General features: G+C 67.1%; 15 protein-coding genes. 5 read left to right on the top strand and 10 right to left on the bottom strand.

Annotated features, from left to right (window positions below):
• Positions 1-52: 52 nt before the first annotated feature.
• A complete protein-coding gene (locus tag AC4JJG_RS12535) occupies positions 53-793 on the bottom strand; it encodes a DsbA family oxidoreductase (RefSeq protein WP_495401540.1) in 741 nt (246 codons plus the stop codon).
• A gap of 165 nt (positions 794-958) precedes the next feature.
• Here AC4JJG_RS12535 and AC4JJG_RS12530 point away from each other — a divergent pair, with 165 nt between their 5' ends.
• Together AC4JJG_RS12530 and AC4JJG_RS12525 are read left to right on the top strand one after the other, a co-directional pair.
• Positions 959-1396 (top strand): MarR family winged helix-turn-helix transcriptional regulator, encoded by a 438-nt coding sequence (locus AC4JJG_RS12530; RefSeq protein WP_495401686.1) that lies wholly within the window; start codon positions 959-961, stop codon positions 1394-1396.
• Between the two features lie 280 nt (positions 1397-1676).
• Positions 1677-3305 carry an MDR family MFS transporter gene (locus AC4JJG_RS12525; protein ID WP_495401687.1) on the top strand — a complete coding sequence of 543 codons (1629 nt, stop codon included), beginning with the start codon at positions 1677-1679 and terminating at the stop codon, positions 3303-3305.
• Between the two features lie 5 nt (positions 3306-3310).
• Here the strand turns inward: AC4JJG_RS12525 and AC4JJG_RS12520 are convergent, their stop codons facing one another.
• A complete protein-coding gene (locus AC4JJG_RS12520; protein WP_495401541.1) occupies positions 3311-3901 on the bottom strand; it encodes a dihydrofolate reductase family protein in 591 nt (196 codons plus the stop codon).
• 129 nt (positions 3902-4030) lie between these two features.
• On the opposite strand from AC4JJG_RS12520, the gene AC4JJG_RS12515 reads away from it, so the two are divergent.
• Both AC4JJG_RS12515 and AC4JJG_RS12510 read left to right on the top strand, forming a co-directional pair.
• The gene (locus AC4JJG_RS12515; protein WP_495401542.1) at positions 4031-4909 is read left to right on the top strand and encodes an LLM class flavin-dependent oxidoreductase; all 879 of its coding nucleotides are present in this window, start codon (positions 4031-4033) and stop codon (positions 4907-4909) included.
• Between the two features lie 22 nt (positions 4910-4931).
• The gene (locus AC4JJG_RS12510) at positions 4932-6200 is read left to right on the top strand and encodes a competence/damage-inducible protein A (RefSeq protein WP_495401543.1); all 1269 of its coding nucleotides are present in this window, start codon (positions 4932-4934) and stop codon (positions 6198-6200) included.
• Here AC4JJG_RS12510 and AC4JJG_RS12505 read toward each other — a convergent pair.
• Genes AC4JJG_RS12505 through AC4JJG_RS12480 form a run of 6 tightly spaced genes read right to left on the bottom strand, consistent with a single transcriptional unit; the run spans position 6163 to position 12526 of the window.
• On the bottom strand, positions 6163-6984 hold the full coding sequence (locus AC4JJG_RS12505; protein ID WP_495401544.1) for an aldolase/citrate lyase family protein: 822 nt from the start codon (positions 6982-6984) through the stop codon (positions 6163-6165). The two genes, AC4JJG_RS12510 and AC4JJG_RS12505, sit on opposite strands and share 38 nt — an antisense overlap.
• Positions 6969-7754, bottom strand: coding sequence for a 2-oxo-hept-4-ene-1,7-dioate hydratase (gene hpaH, locus AC4JJG_RS12500; protein WP_495401545.1), 786 nt, complete (start codon positions 7752-7754; stop codon positions 6969-6971). The genes AC4JJG_RS12505 and hpaH overlap by 16 nt, the downstream gene beginning before the upstream one ends.
• Positions 7754-8791, bottom strand: a complete 1038-nt coding sequence (hpaD, locus tag AC4JJG_RS12495; protein WP_495401546.1) for a 3,4-dihydroxyphenylacetate 2,3-dioxygenase — start codon at positions 8789-8791, stop codon at positions 7754-7756. Before hpaD ends, hpaH begins: the two co-directional genes overlap by 1 nt.
• Positions 8788-10323 (bottom strand): aldehyde dehydrogenase, encoded by a 1536-nt coding sequence (locus AC4JJG_RS12490; protein WP_495401547.1) that lies wholly within the window; start codon positions 10321-10323, stop codon positions 8788-8790. The genes hpaD and AC4JJG_RS12490 overlap by 4 nt, the downstream gene beginning before the upstream one ends.
• 11 nt (positions 10324-10334) lie before the next feature.
• Positions 10335-11051, bottom strand: coding sequence for a GntR family transcriptional regulator (locus AC4JJG_RS12485; RefSeq protein WP_495401548.1), 717 nt, complete (start codon positions 11049-11051; stop codon positions 10335-10337).
• Positions 11033-12526 carry a fumarylacetoacetate hydrolase family protein gene (locus AC4JJG_RS12480; protein ID WP_495401549.1) on the bottom strand — a complete coding sequence of 498 codons (1494 nt, stop codon included), beginning with the start codon at positions 12524-12526 and terminating at the stop codon, positions 11033-11035. The genes AC4JJG_RS12485 and AC4JJG_RS12480 overlap by 19 nt, the downstream gene beginning before the upstream one ends.
• A gap of 100 nt (positions 12527-12626) precedes the next feature.
• On the opposite strand from AC4JJG_RS12480, the gene AC4JJG_RS12475 reads away from it, so the two are divergent.
• Entirely contained in the window at positions 12627-14060 is a 1434-nt protein-coding gene (locus tag AC4JJG_RS12475) for an MFS transporter (protein WP_495401550.1), read from the top strand.
• Here AC4JJG_RS12475 and AC4JJG_RS12470 read toward each other — a convergent pair.
• Together AC4JJG_RS12470 and AC4JJG_RS12465 are read right to left on the bottom strand one after the other, a co-directional pair.
• Positions 14040-14570, bottom strand: a complete 531-nt coding sequence (locus AC4JJG_RS12470) for a GNAT family N-acetyltransferase (RefSeq protein ID WP_495401551.1) — start codon at positions 14568-14570, stop codon at positions 14040-14042. The two genes, AC4JJG_RS12475 and AC4JJG_RS12470, sit on opposite strands and share 21 nt — an antisense overlap.
• 222 nt (positions 14571-14792) lie before the next feature.
• Positions 14793-16016, bottom strand: a complete 1224-nt coding sequence (locus AC4JJG_RS12465) for an oxygenase MpaB family protein (protein ID WP_495401552.1) — start codon at positions 16014-16016, stop codon at positions 14793-14795.
• Positions 16017-16113 lie beyond the last annotated feature (97 nt).

Raw genomic sequence — 16113 nt, 5'->3', positions numbered from 1 at the left:
TGCGCCTGACCCCGCCACGCAAGTCACCCGACCGACGTGTCATGCCCTCCGGTCATTCGTTGCCGGGGACCGCGCAACCGTCCGGCCCGCAGGCGTCCGCCGCGGTGTCGCCGATCGGCACGACCCGGTCGTCGGCGGCCCGGCGCAACGCCTCGGCGAAGACCTCGGTCGGCTGTGCGCCCGAGACCGCGTACTTGCCGCCGAACACGAAGAACGGCACTCCGGTGATGCCCAGTTCGGCCGCCTGCTGTTCGTCGGCGCGCACCTCGCGGGCATACGCTTCGGGATCGTCGAGGACGGCCCGTACCTCATCGGCGTCGAAACCGGCGTCGGTGGCGACACGCACCAGCGCCTCCCGGTCGCCGAAGACCGGCCGGTCGTCGGCGAAGTTCGCGGCGTACAACGCATCGAGCAGTTCCTCCTGGCGGCCCTGGGCGAGCGCGAAGTGGAGAAGCCGGTGCATGTCGAAGCTGTTGCCGAAGTCCCGCCCGGCCGTCTGGTAGCCGAGGCCGAGTTCGGCGGCCTGGGCCGCAAGCCCCTGCTCGTTGGCGGCGGCCTGATCGGCCGGGATGCCGTACTTCGCCGCGATGTGTTCGATCACCGGTCCGCTGTGATCGGCGGGCAGAGTCGGGTCGAGTTCGTACGACCGGTGCACCACCGACACCCCGTCACGACCGGCGAAGTCCCGTAGCGCCGCGGTGAAGCGGGCCTTGCCGAGGTAGCAGAACGGGCAGTTGATGTCGGTCCATATGTCGACGGTGAGCGGAGCGGTGGGCTGTGCGGATGCGGTCATGATCGCTGCAACACGTTCTCCGGGTGCGGTGTTCCGCCCGCCGGCCGAGACGGATGCGGCCGTGATCGCGCCGGGTGAGTTGTCCGGTTCGTGGGTATTCTCTGCACCGTGCTGACGAACTCCTGCCCCTGCGCCGGCGATTCCCCGGAATCGTCGGGCGGGAGCGTGGGCGCCGGACCGGATCAGATCGGGGAGCTGGAATCCGAGTTCGTCGACCTGTGGCGACGCGGCCGCACCCAGACCCGGGAGCGATCCCGGCTGATTCATCCCCGCCTCGATGCCACGCTCTATCCGCTGCTCGTGGTGCTGGCCCGCCATGATCACCCGGTACCGATGTCGGAGCTGGTGGACCTGCTGGAACTGGAGAAGTCGACGGTCACCCGGCAGATCGATTCGGTGGTCCGGCTCGGTCTGGTGGAACGCATGCCGGATCCGGCCGACGCGCGCGCCCGGCTCATCGGTCTGACCGACGAGGGCCGGGCACGGCTGGACGAGGTGTCGGTGGCCGCGTTGGAGCGCTGGCGCGATCGATTGTCGCGCTGGGATCCCGCGGACGTGCGGGAACTCACCCGCCTCCTGCGCAGGCTCGCCGACGAGCACTGACCTTGTTCTCCGCCACGTGAGCAACGGACCCCGATCACGTACTCGGGCCGCGGGAATATCCAGCATTAGTTGCATGTTGCATCCATCTGTGGATATAGTTGCGAGCATCAACTAGCCGGGGCGACAGTCGTCGCCCCGCATCCTTTTCCGGTCACCGGCCCATTCCGACCGATGCCCTCATCACCGCAGACCCCTGGCGACAGCCGTGGGTCCCGACACTTTTCCGGGAGGTACCCGCATGAGCACGACCGCCACGCAGGCCGCCGACACGGATACGCCGATGACCCACCGCCAGAAGCTCGAAGCGCTGGTCGGCCTGCTCCTCGGCATGTTCGTCGCGTTCCTGTCCTCCACCGTCGTGTCCAACGCGCTGCCGACGATCATCACCGATCTGCACGGCACCCAGGACCAGTACACGTGGGTGGTCACCGCCACCCTCCTCGCGTCGACCGCGACGACCCCGCTCTGGGGCAAACTCTCCGACCTGATGAGCAAGAAGCTCCTCGTCCAGGCCTCCCTCACACTGTTCACACTCGGCTCCGTGCTCGCCGGACTCTCGCAGTCGGTCGACATGCTCATCGGTTTCCGCGTGATCCAGGGCCTGGGCCTCGGCGGTCTGCAGGCTCTCGTGGTGATCGTCATCGCCTCGATGTTCAGCCCGCGTGAGCGTGGCCGTTACCAGGGCCCGATCGCCGCGGTCATGTCTCTGGCGACGGTGGCCGGTCCGCTCATCGGCGGTGTCATCGTCGACACCAGCTGGCTGGGCTGGCGGTGGACCTTCTACGTGTGCGTCCCGCTCGCCGTCATCGCACTGCTCGTCATCCAGCGCACGCTGAACGTGCCGGTGGTCCGCAAGCCCGTGCACATCGACTATCTCGGCGCCTTCTTCATCGCGGCCGGCGTCAGCACCCTGCTGATCTGGGTCACGTTGGCGGGCAAGCAGTTCGACTGGACCTCGGGCGTCTCCTACGGGCTCATCGCCCTCGGCATCGCGCTCCTCGCGGCCGCCATCTTCACCGAGACGAAGGCCAAGGACCCGATCATCCCGCTGCGGCTGTTCCGGGACCGCACCACGTCGCTGGCCACCATCGCGAGCATCTCGGTCGGTGTCGCCCTCTTCGGCAGCGCGGTCTTCCTGGGCCAGTACTTCCAGATCGCCCGCGGATACTCACCGACGGCAGCGGGTCTGCTGACCCTGCCGATGGTGATGGGTTCGATGGTCTCGGCGACGGTGTCGGGCAACCTGATCACCCGCTTCGGCCGCTGGAAGGGCTACCTGGTCGGCGGTGCCGCGCTGATGACCGTGGCCTTCGCGCTACTGGCCACCATCGACGCGCACACCAACATGGTGCTGCTCGGTTCGTACCTGTTCGTTCTGGGCCTCGGCATGGGCATGACCATGCAGAACCTGGTGCTGGCGGTCCAGAACAACGTCGGTCACGCGGACCTGGGTGCCGCGACGTCGACGGTCTCGTTCTTCCGTTCGCTCGGCGGCGCGGCCGGGGTGTCCGTCCTGGGTGCGGTGCTGTCCAATCACGTCACGGATCTGATCGCCACGGGTCTCTCGGCTCTCGGTGTGGACATGTCCCGCTCGTCGGGCGGTGCGAGTCTGGCCAACCTGAACGAGTTGCCCGCACCGATCGCCGCGATCGTCCGTGGCGCCTACGGCGACGGCACCGCACGCATCTTCCTGATCGCCGGCGCCATGGCCCTGATCAGCCTGGTGGCCATCCTGTTCATCCGTGAGGTCGCGCTGAACACGATGAGCGCCGACGACCAGCGCCGGCAGGAGTCGCTGACCAGCACCGACGACGGCGAACGGATCGACGCCGAGATCTCCGAGAGTGTGCACGGTGATCCGATGGTCATCGAGCCCGAACGCGAGCAGCTGGCCGCGGGCCGTCGGTAGCCGGTTCAGCGACGTACGCGATACCTGAGGTACAGCACGTCCGACTCGCAGGTGCGCGACTCGATCAGCTCCAGGTCGCGGCGCTGCTCATCGCGACCGAAGTACGGCACACCTCCTCCGACGAGTACCGGACACACCCGAATCCGGTACTCGTCGATGAGGTCGGCCGCGGCGGCCTGCGCCGCCAGCTCCGCGCCGCCGATGGCGATCACGCCGTCCCCCGGCTCGGCACGCAGACGGTCGATCTCCTCCGCGAGGGTCCCGGTCGCGAGCCGGGCGTTGCCCTCCACGTCCGACAGCGTCGTGGAGAACACGAGCTTGGGCACGGCACGCCAGAGTCGCGCGAATTCGGCGGTCGAGTACGGGGAATCGGGGAGTTCCTCCATGGTCTCCCAGCCCAGCATCGTCTCGTACAGGCGCCGTCCCATCAGGTGCACGTCGACTCCCCGGACCTCGTCGGTCGCGATGCCGAAGACCTCCTCGTCGGGTGCTCCCCAGTCGAAGGAGCCATCGGGTCCCATCACGAACCCGTCCAGGGACATGCCCAGCGAGTAGGTGACCGGGCGTCGTCCCGGTTCCCGCGTCGAATCCGTCATCTCGTCATCTCCCGACTCGGTGCGCTCCGACGACGGAACGCTTCTCCATGGTCCGACCGCGCTGCGAGGCAGAACTCATCGCGGCACGGGCAGGTTGTCGCCGATGGCCCGTGGCAATAGTCTGCGCCCATGCGCTACGGGATCTGCATACTTCCGGAGAACTCCTGGCACGCGATGCGGCCCCGGTGGGAGCGGGCCGAGGAGATGGGCTTCGACCACGCCTGGACCTACGATCACCTGGTGTGGGGCGGTTTGCCCGACTCCCAATGGTTTTCGTGTATGCCCACCCTCACCGCGGCGGCCATGGTCACCACCCGCATCGAACTCGGGGCCTTCGTCATCTCCCCCAATTTCCGGCATCCGGCGTCGCTGGCGCGTGAGGTCCAGACCCTCGCCGACATCTCCGGAGATCGGTTGCTCGTCGGATTGGGTGCGGGCGGAACACCCGACGACACCATCCTCGGTGCCCCCGCTCTCGACGCGCGCCATCGGGTCGACCGACTGCAGGAGTTCACCCTCATGCTGGACCGCGCACTGCGCGAGGACCATCTCACCACCGACGGCGAATACTTCTCGATCCGCGATCTCCGGCTCGTCGGCGGCCCGGTCCGGGAGCGTATCCCGTTGATCCTGGCGGGTAACGGCCCCCGATCGGTTCGGTTCGCGGCACGGCACGGAGACGGCTGGGTCACCACCGGCCCGGCGGCAGGCGGACGCTCCACCGCCGACGGTCTCGACGCCTGGTTCGCCGGCGTGGCCGAATCCGCGGCCGTCTTCGCCGAGACCGCGCCACAGCGGCCCGGGGATGAACCGATTCGTCGCTACCTGAGTCTGGATGCCTCGCCGGTGAACTCACTGGAGAGTCTCGAGCGCTTCGACGACATGGTCGGGCGCGCAGCCGAACTCGGCTTCACCGATGTCATCGTGCACTGGCCGCGGGACACCGAACCGTACCGGGCGGGCGAGGACGTGCTGAGCGACGTCGCCGCGCACCGCCTGCAGCCGTGATCACCCGACTACCCTGAGAAACGTGAGCATTCGCGCAGGCATCATCGTCACCGGCACCGAGGTCCTGTCCGGCCGGGTGGCCGACCGCAACGGCCCCTGGGTCGCCGACCAGCTGCTGTCCCTGGGCGTCGACGTCGGGCACATCACCATCTGTGGCGACCGCCCCGACGACCTCACCGCCCAACTGGCCTTTCTGACCGCGCAGGGCGTCGACCTCATCGTGACGACCGGCGGGCTCGGACCGACCGCCGACGACCTCACCGTCGAGACCGTCGCAGGATTCCGCGGCACCCCATTGCGCGAGGACCCCGAAATGGAATTTCACATCGAGGGCATCGTGCGTCGCTGGCGTGGGCTCGAATCCGGTGCACCGCTGCCGGATGCGCTGCGCACAGGCGTTCACAAGCAGGCGATGGTTCCGCTTGGCGCCCAGCCCATTCCACCCACCGGAACCGCGCCGGGCATCGTGATGCCCGCCGAGGGCACCGCTCCGGCCGTTCTGATCCTGCCCGGTCCGCCCGCCGAACTGCAGGCGATGTGGCCCGCCGCGGCCGCCACGCCGCCGGTGTCGGCGGTTCTCGCGGCGGCCGACGTCGAGCGGCAGTCGACCATCCGCGCGTACGGACTGACCGAGGCCGACCTGGCCGAGACCCTGCGCATCGCCCGGGCCGAACTCACCGGCTTCGACGACCTGGAGATCACCACCTGTCTGCGGCGCGGTGAGATCGAAATGGTGACCCGGTATCCGGAATCGTCCGCATCCGCCTATGCCGTGCTGTCCGGGATCATGGCGGATCGTCATGGCACACAGATCTTTTCCGATGACGGTTCGACCGTCGACGATCTCGTGGCTGCCGCACTCTCCGGGCATTCGGTGGCCACGGCCGAATCCTGCACCGGTGGCCTCGTCGCCGCCCGCCTCACCGATCGCGCCGGATCGTCGGACTATGTGATGGGCGGTGTGGTCTCGTACTCCAACGCGGCCAAGTCCGACATGCTCGGTGTGCCCGCCGATCTCATCGCCGAACACAGAGCGGTGAGCGAGCAGGTCGCCCGGGCGATGGCCGAGGGCGCGATGCACCACTTCGGCACCGACACCGCGATCTCCACCACCGGCATCGCCGGCCCGGGTGGCGGATCACCGGAGAAGCCCGTCGGCACAGTGTGTTTCGGACTCGCCGTGGCAGGCGCTCCGACGGTGACCGTCACCCGCCGGTTCCCCGGCGACCGCACCTCCGTGCGGGAACTGTCGGTCACCGCGGCCTTCCACCTCCTTCTCGGCGCCCGGTAGCGGTCAGCGACCCGGCGCCGAATCGCTGTGCGACCGACTCCGACCCGCGGGCCAGAAGCGTGACATCCGCGGCCGCGAGGAGAAAGGCGGCCCCGGCACCCAGGTACCGGTCAGCCACCCGTGGGTCAAAGGCGTTGACCCCCACAGGTTTATCGCACGCAGTCACGGCCTCGAACACCTCGAGGACGGCGGTGACGACCTCGGGATGGGTCTGCTCGCCCAGGAATCCCATCGATGCGGCGAGGTCACTGGGGCCGACGAAGACCCCGTCCACCCCGGGGACCGCGGCGATCTCACGGGCGTTGCCCACGCCCTCGGACGATTCGATCTGCACGATGACAGAGACATGGTCACGCGCATGCGCCAGATAGTCGTCCACCCGGTTCCAGCGGGCCGAACGGGCGAGGGCACTCCCCACGCCGCGGCATCCCAACGGCGGATAGCGGGTGGCCGCCACCACGGCCTCGGCCTGCTCCGCGGTCGCGATCATCGGGACGAGTAGATTCTGCGCGCCGAGGTCGAGGACCTGCTTGATGATCACGGCATCGGCGGTGGGCACCCGTACGACCGGGGACACGGGATACGCCGACACCGAATGTAGTTGGGCCAGTACCGAAGTCAGGTCGTTGGGTGCGTGTTCCATATCGATGAGCACCCAGTCCAGACCCGACCCGGCCATGATCTCCGCGGCGATGGGGGAACCCGAACACACCCAGCCCCCGATGAACGGACGTTCCGCCTCGTCGACGGCCGAGCCGAAGGTGGGGCTCAACTGAATCGGCATGACACCGTCCCCAGCGGGCCGTAGTCGGCGAAGACCACGTCGCCTGCGTCGATCCAGATCGGCCGTGTGAAGGACCCCGCCAGCACGATGTCGCCGGCGTGCAGTCCCTCGCCGTGGCGAGCCAGCGCGTTCGCCAGCCACGCGACACCCGTAGCGGGATGGTTGAGGACCGCCGCAGCCACCCCGGTCTCCTCGATGACCTCGTTCCGGTACAGCATCCCCGACACCCAGCGCAGATCGACATCCTCGGGCCGGACCGGTCTGCCGCCATGGACCATGGCGCCGATCGCGGCATTGTCGCTGATCGTATCGACGATGGAACGTCCGTCCAATTCCACACGGGAACTGAGGATCTCCAATGCGGGCACGACGTAGTCGGTGGCGCCGATGACGTCGAACATCGTCACTCCCGGACCGTCGAGCGGGGCGCGCAGGACGAAGGCCAGTTCCATCTCGATACGGACGTTGCCGAACCGGGCGTGATCGACCGTCGACGAGTTGGCCACCACCATCGAGTCGAAAATCGATCCGTAGTCGGGCTCGTCGATCCCGGTGGCGGCCTGCATCGCCCGGCTCGTCAAACCGATCTTGCGGCCCACCGGACGTTCGCCCGCCTCGATGCGGCGGCGGCGCCATTCATGCTGCACGGCATAGGCGTCGTCGATGGTCATCTCCGGATGCCGCCGTGTCGGCCGGGAGATGGTCCGGCGCTCACGCTCGGCGACCATCAGTTCGTCGGCGAGATCGGAGATCGTCTGCGCCGCAAGCATCACCGCTCCTGTTCGGCGGTGAACCAGAAGCCGTCGGCTCCCAGCGTGGCGGCCAGTTCCGACTTCGCTACCCGCATGCGGAGCGGTTGTGGCCTGCCCTGCAGATCGAGAACCGCCGAGGCCTCGCTGTACCAGCTCGGTATCACCGGGTTGCCCCACCAGTCGCGTCGCTGATTGTCGTGTACATCCCAGCTGACGACCGGATTGTCGGGGTCACCGGTGTAGTAGTCCTGCGTGTAGATCTCCACGCGATGCCCGTCGGGATCCCGCAGATAGAGATAGAACGCGTTCGAAACGCCGTGTCTGCCCGGTCCGCGTTCGATGTGATCGGTGAGCCGCAGGGAGCCGAGTGTGTCGCACACCGACAGGATGTTGTGTTTCTCGTGGGTGGTGAACGCGAAATGATGCAGGCGCGGCCCGTCTCCGCCGGTGAGTGCCACATCGTGCACGGTGGGTTTGCGGCGCAGCCACGCGGCATAGAGGCCGCCCGCCGCGTCGATGATGTTCTCGGTGACGCGGAACCCGAGGTTCTCCAGGTGGGCGACCCCCTGCTCGACATCGGGCGTGACGAGGTTGACGTGGTCCATACGCATCAGCGCGCCCGCCGGCTGCAACTCGTAGCGCCAGGCGAGCCGTTCGACATGGTCTGTCTCGCAGAAGAATTCGCACGGAAAGCCGAGCGGGTCGACGGTTCGCACGGTGTCGCCGACGCCCCGGACATACCCGTCACGACGCCGATCGGTGGGACAGCCCAGCGCAGCGAAGTACGCTTCCGCCCGGTCCACGTCGGCGGGTTCGCGGACACGGTAGGACATCGTGATCACGCCGGCCGAGGGGGTTCGGCGCAGCACCAGGTTGTGGTGGATGAATTCCTCGAAGGTACGCAGGTGCACCGCGTCGGCATCGGCGTAGGTCACGACCAGACCGAGAACGTCGGCGTAGAACCGGCGCGAACGTTCCAGATCGGTCACGCCGAGTTCCACCGACGTGCAACGGACGATGTCCGGTGGTTGCGGTCCGCCCGCCACGGCATTCATCGGGCGCCGCCGAAGGTCGGGTTCTGCACCGCCCCCAGAGTGATGTGCATGGCCTGCTGCTGAGTGTGGAAGTCGAGTGACCGATACCCGCCTTCGTGGCCGAGGCCGGACGCCTTCACGCCGCCGAACGGCGTGCGCAGATCCCGCACGTTATTGGAATTGAGCCACACCATGCCTGCCTCCACGGCCTGTCCGAAGTTGTGGGCGCGCTGCAGATCCGAGGTCCAGATATAGGCGGCCAGACCGTATTTCACACCGTTGGCGAGGGCGAGCGCGTCCGCGTCGTCGTCGAACGGGGTGATGGCGACGACCGGCCCGAAGATCTCCTCCTGGAAGATCCGGGCGTCGGGCGGTACGTCGGCGAAGACCGTCGGCGCCACGAAGTTTCCGGTCTCGAAATCATCGGGTCGCCCACCACCGGCGAGGAGCCGGGCCTCGGTCTTGCCGATCTCCACGTAACGCATCACCTTGTCGAAATGCTCGGGGTGCACAAGCGCGCCGACCTCGGTGTCGGGGTCATTCGGCAGGCCGACCTTCACCCGCCGCGCCTGGTCGGCGAACCGTGTCACGAATTCGTCGTAGATCGACCGTTCCACCAGAACCCGACTGCCTGCCGTACATCGTTCCCCGTTGAGCGAGAACACCCCGAAGATCGTCGCGTCGACTGCGGCCTCGATATCGGCGTCGGCGAACACCACGGCGGGGCTCTTGCCTCCCAGTTCCATCGACAGGCCTTTGAGATACGGAGCAGCGTTGGCGAAGATCGTCTCGCCGGTACGACTCTCTCCGGTGAACGAGATCAGCGGTACGCCGGGATGTTTGACCAGGGCGTCGCCCGCCTCCTCACCCAGTCCGTGCACGAGGTTGAACACCCCGTCCGGCAGCCCAGCCTCGGCGAAGATCCCCGGCCACAGCGACGCGGACAACGGAGTGAACTCGGCGGGCTTGAGCACCACCGAGTTGCCCGCGGCGAGCGCGGGCGCCAACTTCCACGACTCCAGCATGAACGGGGTGTTCCACGGCGTGATGAGACCGGCCACCCCGATGGGCTTGCGGTTCACGTAATTGACCTGGCGGCCGGGCACCTTGTACACCTCGTCGGACTGCGCGACGATCAGATCGGCGAAGAAACGGAAGTTCTCGGCGGCCCGCCGGGCCTGGCCCAACGCCTGACTGATCGGCAGACCCGAGTCGAAGGTTTCCAGTTCGGCGAGGCGCGCATCCCTCGATTCCACGAGGTCGGCCACCCGGTGCAACACCCGGTGACGTTCCCGCGGAAGCATTCTGCTCCAGGTGCCGTCGTCGAAGGCCTCCTGGGCGGCGGTCACCGCCCGGTCGATGTCCTCCGTGCGCCCGGCGGCGGCCCGGACGTACACCTGATTCGACACCGGTTCGAGGACGTCGAAGGTCGATCCGTCCAGGGAGTCCACGGCGCGGCCGCCGATATGGTGACGTATCCGATCAGGTAAATCCTGTGGCGCGTGCGGCATTCCGAGATGCTGTGAGTTCCGCTGCTCCGCGGACGTGGTCATGCACTACCTCCTCAGCTGTTGGTCTGTTCGGCCTTCCGCCGCTCACCGGCTTCATAGGCGATGAAGGACGCCAGTGTGGCAGCGCGATGCCGACGGCACAGGTCCTCGATCTCCGCGAGCGGTGCCCCGTTCTCGATGCTGCGCACGATCTGTTCGTGCTCACCGACCGATTCGCGGGCGCGGTCCGGCACGAACGCGAACGTCGATGCACGCAGGCGGTCCAGCATCGCCCACTCCGCTTCCACCAGCGTCACCAGCCGCGGATTGGTGCACCGGGCGAACAATATCGAATGGAATCGCCTGTTGGCCTTGGTGAATTCGGCCGGGTCGAAGTTGTCGAGCAGCGCGATCATCTCGTCGTTCACCGCCCGGGCCGCGTGGAGGTCGTCGTCGGTGAGTTCGCGTGCCGCCAACGCCGTCGCCGCACCTTCGAGCACGCTGAGCGTCTCCATGCACTCCCGGTACGACGTGTCGTCGAGCATGGCGACCTGGGCGCCGACATTGCGCTCGAACGTCACCATCCCCTCGGCCTCGAGCTGCCTGATGGCCTCGCGCACCGGGACCACGCTCATATCCAGATCGCTTGCCAGAGTGCTCAATACCAGCCGATATCCGGGCGTGTACTCACGTCGCTCGATGCGCCCGCGGATCGCCTCATAGGCGATCTGATGCTTACTCGGTTGTCCGACCCCGCTCACCCCTGTGTGGCTCAACGTGTCGCGCGCCATTCCGCGTACCTCGACTTCCACTGGTCCTCCGGCGGAAACAGTCCACGCACCGGATGGCCTGCCGCGACCATGTCGGCGACCCATCCGTCCATCAGTTCCTGCTCCGCGGCCTCGTCGACGACGTCGTCGGCGATCTCGGCGGGCACCACGACCACACCGTCGCCGTCACCCACGATCAGATCCCCGGGCACCACCGCGGTGCCACCACAGGCGATCGTCACATCTCGGTCCCAGGGCACATGATGCCTGCCGAGCACCGCCGGGTGCGCGCTGCGCGCGAACACCGGCAATCCGGTGGCCACCAACGCATCACGGTCTCGGACCGCACCATCGGTCACCACTCCGGCGGCACCGTTGACGCGCGCTCGGAGACCCAGCACGTCGCCGAGGGTGCCCGCGCCACGCTCCTCGCGGGCGTCGATCACCAGCACCTCGCCGGTGCCGATCTCGTCGAAAGCCTGCTTCTGCGTGTTGTATCCGCCACCGTGCGCACCGAACAGGTCTTCGCGGCCGGGTATGAACCGCAGGGTGCGCGCCCGGCCCGCCATCCGTTCACCGTCGGCCAGCGGATACACACCGTCGATGACGACGTTGTTCAGTCCGCGCATCCGGAGCTGTCGGCTCAACGTCGCGACGGATACCTGGGATGCTTTGTCGCACAATGCCGCATCTCGTTCTGGGGATCGGGAGGAGAACGGCGGCGTGCCGGCCCCTCGTTCCTTCGGCACGCCGCCGCCTTCCCCAGTGACCCCCGAGATCTGTGACGTGCCCCGGGCGCGGGCACGTAGTGCGTCGTCGACCGCAGGCACCGCGCCCAGGGTCGGGTCGAATCCGTCCGCACCCGCGACCACCGAGGTGCGCAGGCGTCCGGACGTGGGAGAACCCGCCGAATCCGGCGAGTCGACCTCGACGATCACCTCCGACCCGGGTTCGACCACACTTGCGCCGGCCGGTGTACCGGTCAGGATCACGTCCCCCGGTTCCAGCACGAGATGCTGCGACAGATCCGCGACCAGTTGCGGGAAGCCGAACAGGAGATTGGACGTCCGATCCTCCTGCACGAGTTGGCCATCCACCCAGGTTCGCAGTCGCAGCGAGTCCGGATCGATGATCCTGGCGTCGATGAAATCCGGTCCGAGCGGGGTGTACCCGGTCCGCCCCTTGGCTCGCAGGTTGGACCCGGAATCTGCGGGCTGCAGGTCCTGAAGACCGAAATCATTTGCAGCGGTGACGGACTCGACGTGCTCCCAGGCGTCCGACATCGAGACGCGGTCGGCACGGGTGCCGATAACAAGCGCGACCTCGCCCTCGAAGACCAGCAGCTCGGTGCCCGCAGGCCGCTCGACGCTTCCATCGTTCCGGCCGATCGAACTGGCCGGCTTGAGGAAATACGACGGGACATCGGGACGACGCCCACGCTGCTCAGCCCGGGCCGCGTAGTTCAGATGAACCGCAATGATCTTGCCGGGGCGCATGGACCTCCCTCCAGGCCTTGCATCGTATTCGAAATCGTATATGATTTTTGTGCAGGCCGCAAACATGTCGACACAAAGGTCATCCGACAAAGGAGTCATCATGAGCCTGCCGAGCCGACCAGCGTCGGCGCCGGAGCCACAACGCGCCGAATCCTCTGACAATCAAGACAATTCACCTGCCGCGGCAGATCCGCGAGCCACCATCGCCACGCCGCGTGAGCGCAAACGTGTTGTCGCCGCGACGATTATCGGCACAACGGTCGAGTGGTACGACTTCTTCATCTACGGCGCCGCCGCGGGCCTGGTCTTCGACAAACTGTTCTTCGAGGCGGCGGGCAGCGGCATCGCCCCGATCCTCTCCTTCCTCACCGTCGGCATCAGCTTCGTGTTCCGCCCACTCGGCGCATTCATCGCCGGACACATCGGGGATCGCTATGGCCGGCGGGTCGTCCTGGTGATGACCCTGGTCACGATGGGCCTCGCGACAACCCTGATCGGCGCATTGCCCACCTACGCCACGATCGGTATCGCCGCACCCATCATGCTCGTGATACTCCGTGTGCTCCAGGGCATTTCAGCGGGCGGCGAATGGGGTGGTGCCGCGCTTCTGGCCGTCGAGAACGCGCCGACGCCCAGGCGCGGGATCTTCGGGGCCGCACCGCAGATCGGTGTTCCGCTCGGCCTGCTGCTGGCCTCCGGGATGATGGCGCTGATGACCACCGTCTCCGGCGACGATTTCGACGTCTGGGGATGGCGTATCCCGTTCCTCCTGTCCATCGTGCTGGTCGGCATCGGGTATCTGATCCGGATGCGCGTCCACGAGAGTCCGGTCTTCCTCGAACTCGCCGAGCGTCGCCGTCGCACGCAGGTCCCGATCGCCGCGCTCTTCCGCAAGCACACGCCGCTCGTGCTGGTTGCGGCCCTGATCTTCGCCGGCAACAACGCGGCAGGCTATATGACCACGGGCGGATACATCCAGAAATACGCGACGGATCCGGACGGCCCGGTCGGGCTCCACAAGGGACCCGTCCTGATCGCCGTGGCCGGGTCCGCAGTCACCTGGCTGATCTTCACCGTGGTCGCCGCGGCGGTCAGCGACCGGATCGGACGACGCACCACCTACCTGATCGGCTGGGTGTTGCTGATCCTCGGACTGCTCCCCCTCTTCCCGCTGGTCAACACGGGCAACATCGGTCTGCTGTTCGTCGGGTTGGCGCTGCTCACCATCGGACTCGGATTCACCTACGGGCCACAGGCCGCCCTGTACGCGGAACTGTTCCCGGCCTCGATCCGGTTCTCCGGGGCGTCGATCTCGTACGCGATCGGCGCCATCCTGGGCGGAGCCTTCGCACCGACGATCGCGGCCGCACTCGTACGTGCCACCGGCACAACGGCTTCGGTCACCATCTACCTGGTGGCCATGTCCGTACTCGCACTCTGCGCGACCCTGCTCCTGCGCGACCGGACCGGTATCCCTCTCGATCCCGGTCACGAGGCGGAGCAGGAGAAGAGTTCACTGCACGGCATCCGGTGACGGCGACGGACGGGTGTCGAGCGTCAATTGCAGGAAGGCCAGGTCGAGCCACGCCCCGAATTTCGCCCCGACCTGCGGCAGGACGCCGACGTTACGGAAGCCCAGCCGCTCATGCATGGCTATCGAGCCGGCATTCGTGGCGTCGATGCCCGCGATCATCACATGCTTGCCCGCGCGACGCGCCCGCTCGATCAGCTCCGCCATCAGAGCGGTGCCGATCCCATTGCCGCGCTGATCATTCCGGACGTACACCGAATGTTCGACGGTGTACCGATAGCCGTCGAAAGCCCGCCAATCCCCGTACGAGGCATAGCCGAGTACCTCGGCGCCGGTCGCGTCGACGGCCACCAGCACCGGATGGCCGGCCTCCCGGCGGGCCGCAAGCCACTCCCGCCGGTTGGCGGTGCCCACGAGCCGGTCGTTCCAGATGGCCGTCGTGTGCTCGACCGCATGGTTGTAGATCGCCGCGATCGCCCCGGCATCGTCGGCCACCGCATCCCGAATGTGCATGTCCACCATGGTGACACGGCGCGGGAGTGATCTCGATACGCTGCCTCGCTGCGCTCGGAAGCTACTCGATCAGCGAGGCGGCAGCGCAGCGCCCCACCGCTGGTCGAGTAGGCCGCGAGCACAACGCATTCACCACCGGTCGAGTAGGCCGCGAGCACAACGCATTCACCGCCGGTCGAGTAGGCCACGAGCGCAGCGAGTCGCCGTATCGAGACCCTGGCACTAGTTGTAATGCGGGTTGTTGCCGACCGGGATCTCGATGTTGATCGGCATCCGGAGTTCGGACATGTACAGCAGCACGAACTGGCGGAGGAATTCGTCGAACAGCCAGTACGCCTCCTTCGGCACACCGATGTTCAGAGCCCCTTCACGAACGGCGACGTAAGGGCCCCAGGCTGTTTCGAGCAGTGGGCTCCACACGGGTTCGCGCGGGATGTGCAGCCAGTCCGCGACCTGATCGCTCAGCATGAACCGCGTCAGCGCGCCCAGGACGCCTCGGGACACCAGCGAAAGATCCAGATTCTTCCCGAGGTCGAGCAGGATGTCGGCGAGCTTCTGGCCCTCCGGCGTGGGCGCGAGGATCGGATCGAGCACCTGCCGAGCCTGCGCATCCGCGGCGGTCCAGGACTTCGGGATGTACTGGTCCTCGACGCCCAGCATGTGCGCGGTGACCTGCCACGAATGCAGGAACCCCACCGATTCGTCGGCGGCGATCGGCACCCGCCACTTCTTCAGATTGCGCATCACGGTCGTCGGCAGGCTGTGCCAGGTGACCATGATGTCGGCCTGACTGATCGGGATCTTCTCCGGCGCGGCGTGCCCCCACCACGGCGACTGCGGCAGGAGGTGCCGCACCGCGGAATGTGCCAGACGTGTCTTCACGCAGGTGACGATCATCTCGCCGTCGGGTCGATAGGCATTGAGCGAACCGATGTCGTATCCGAGCTTCGCGGTCTTGGTGATGCGGTCCTTCATGTCCGCGCCGCCCTTGGAGTAATAGACGGCGCGCGCCTCCTTGGGGATCACCGTGCTCATCATCCCGCTGGCGAACCCGTACAGGACGCCGAGGTAGGTGCCGCGTTTCTGGTTGAACCGCACCGCATCCGCCAGCTTGCCGTGGTCGGCCCAGTCCGGCAGCCTGCGGGCATCGTCGAGGAAGCCGTGCAGCTCCCGGGGCAGTCCCGCCGGTAGTGGCTGACCGTTCTTGGTCCAGGAGCGCAGAATCCGGTTGACCTTGGGGATCTCGCCTCGGGTCTGCAGGTCGGCCATCAGCGGGTCGAGCTTCTCGTCCCATGCCTCGCGCGGATCGGTGCCACTGCCGTATCCGGGTAGCGACTGCGCGGGCGACCAGGTCCACGGCGTGGACGGCGCCACCGCGGCCACGGCGCCGGCAGCACCGACCACACCACCGGCCTTCAGTAGATTGCGTCGACTCAGTTCGGTCATCTCACCTTTTACCTTCCCGACAAGCGTTGCGAATGACGACGCGACAGGAGCCGAAGTCGTCAAATCTGAGTGTGCGTGTATTCAGATATGCACGAGT

This window comes from Gordonia sp. B8661-1, assembly GCF_059427765.1.
The sequence above is the reverse complement of the archived record's forward strand: the minus strand, read 5'-3'. Positions and strand labels throughout refer to the sequence as shown.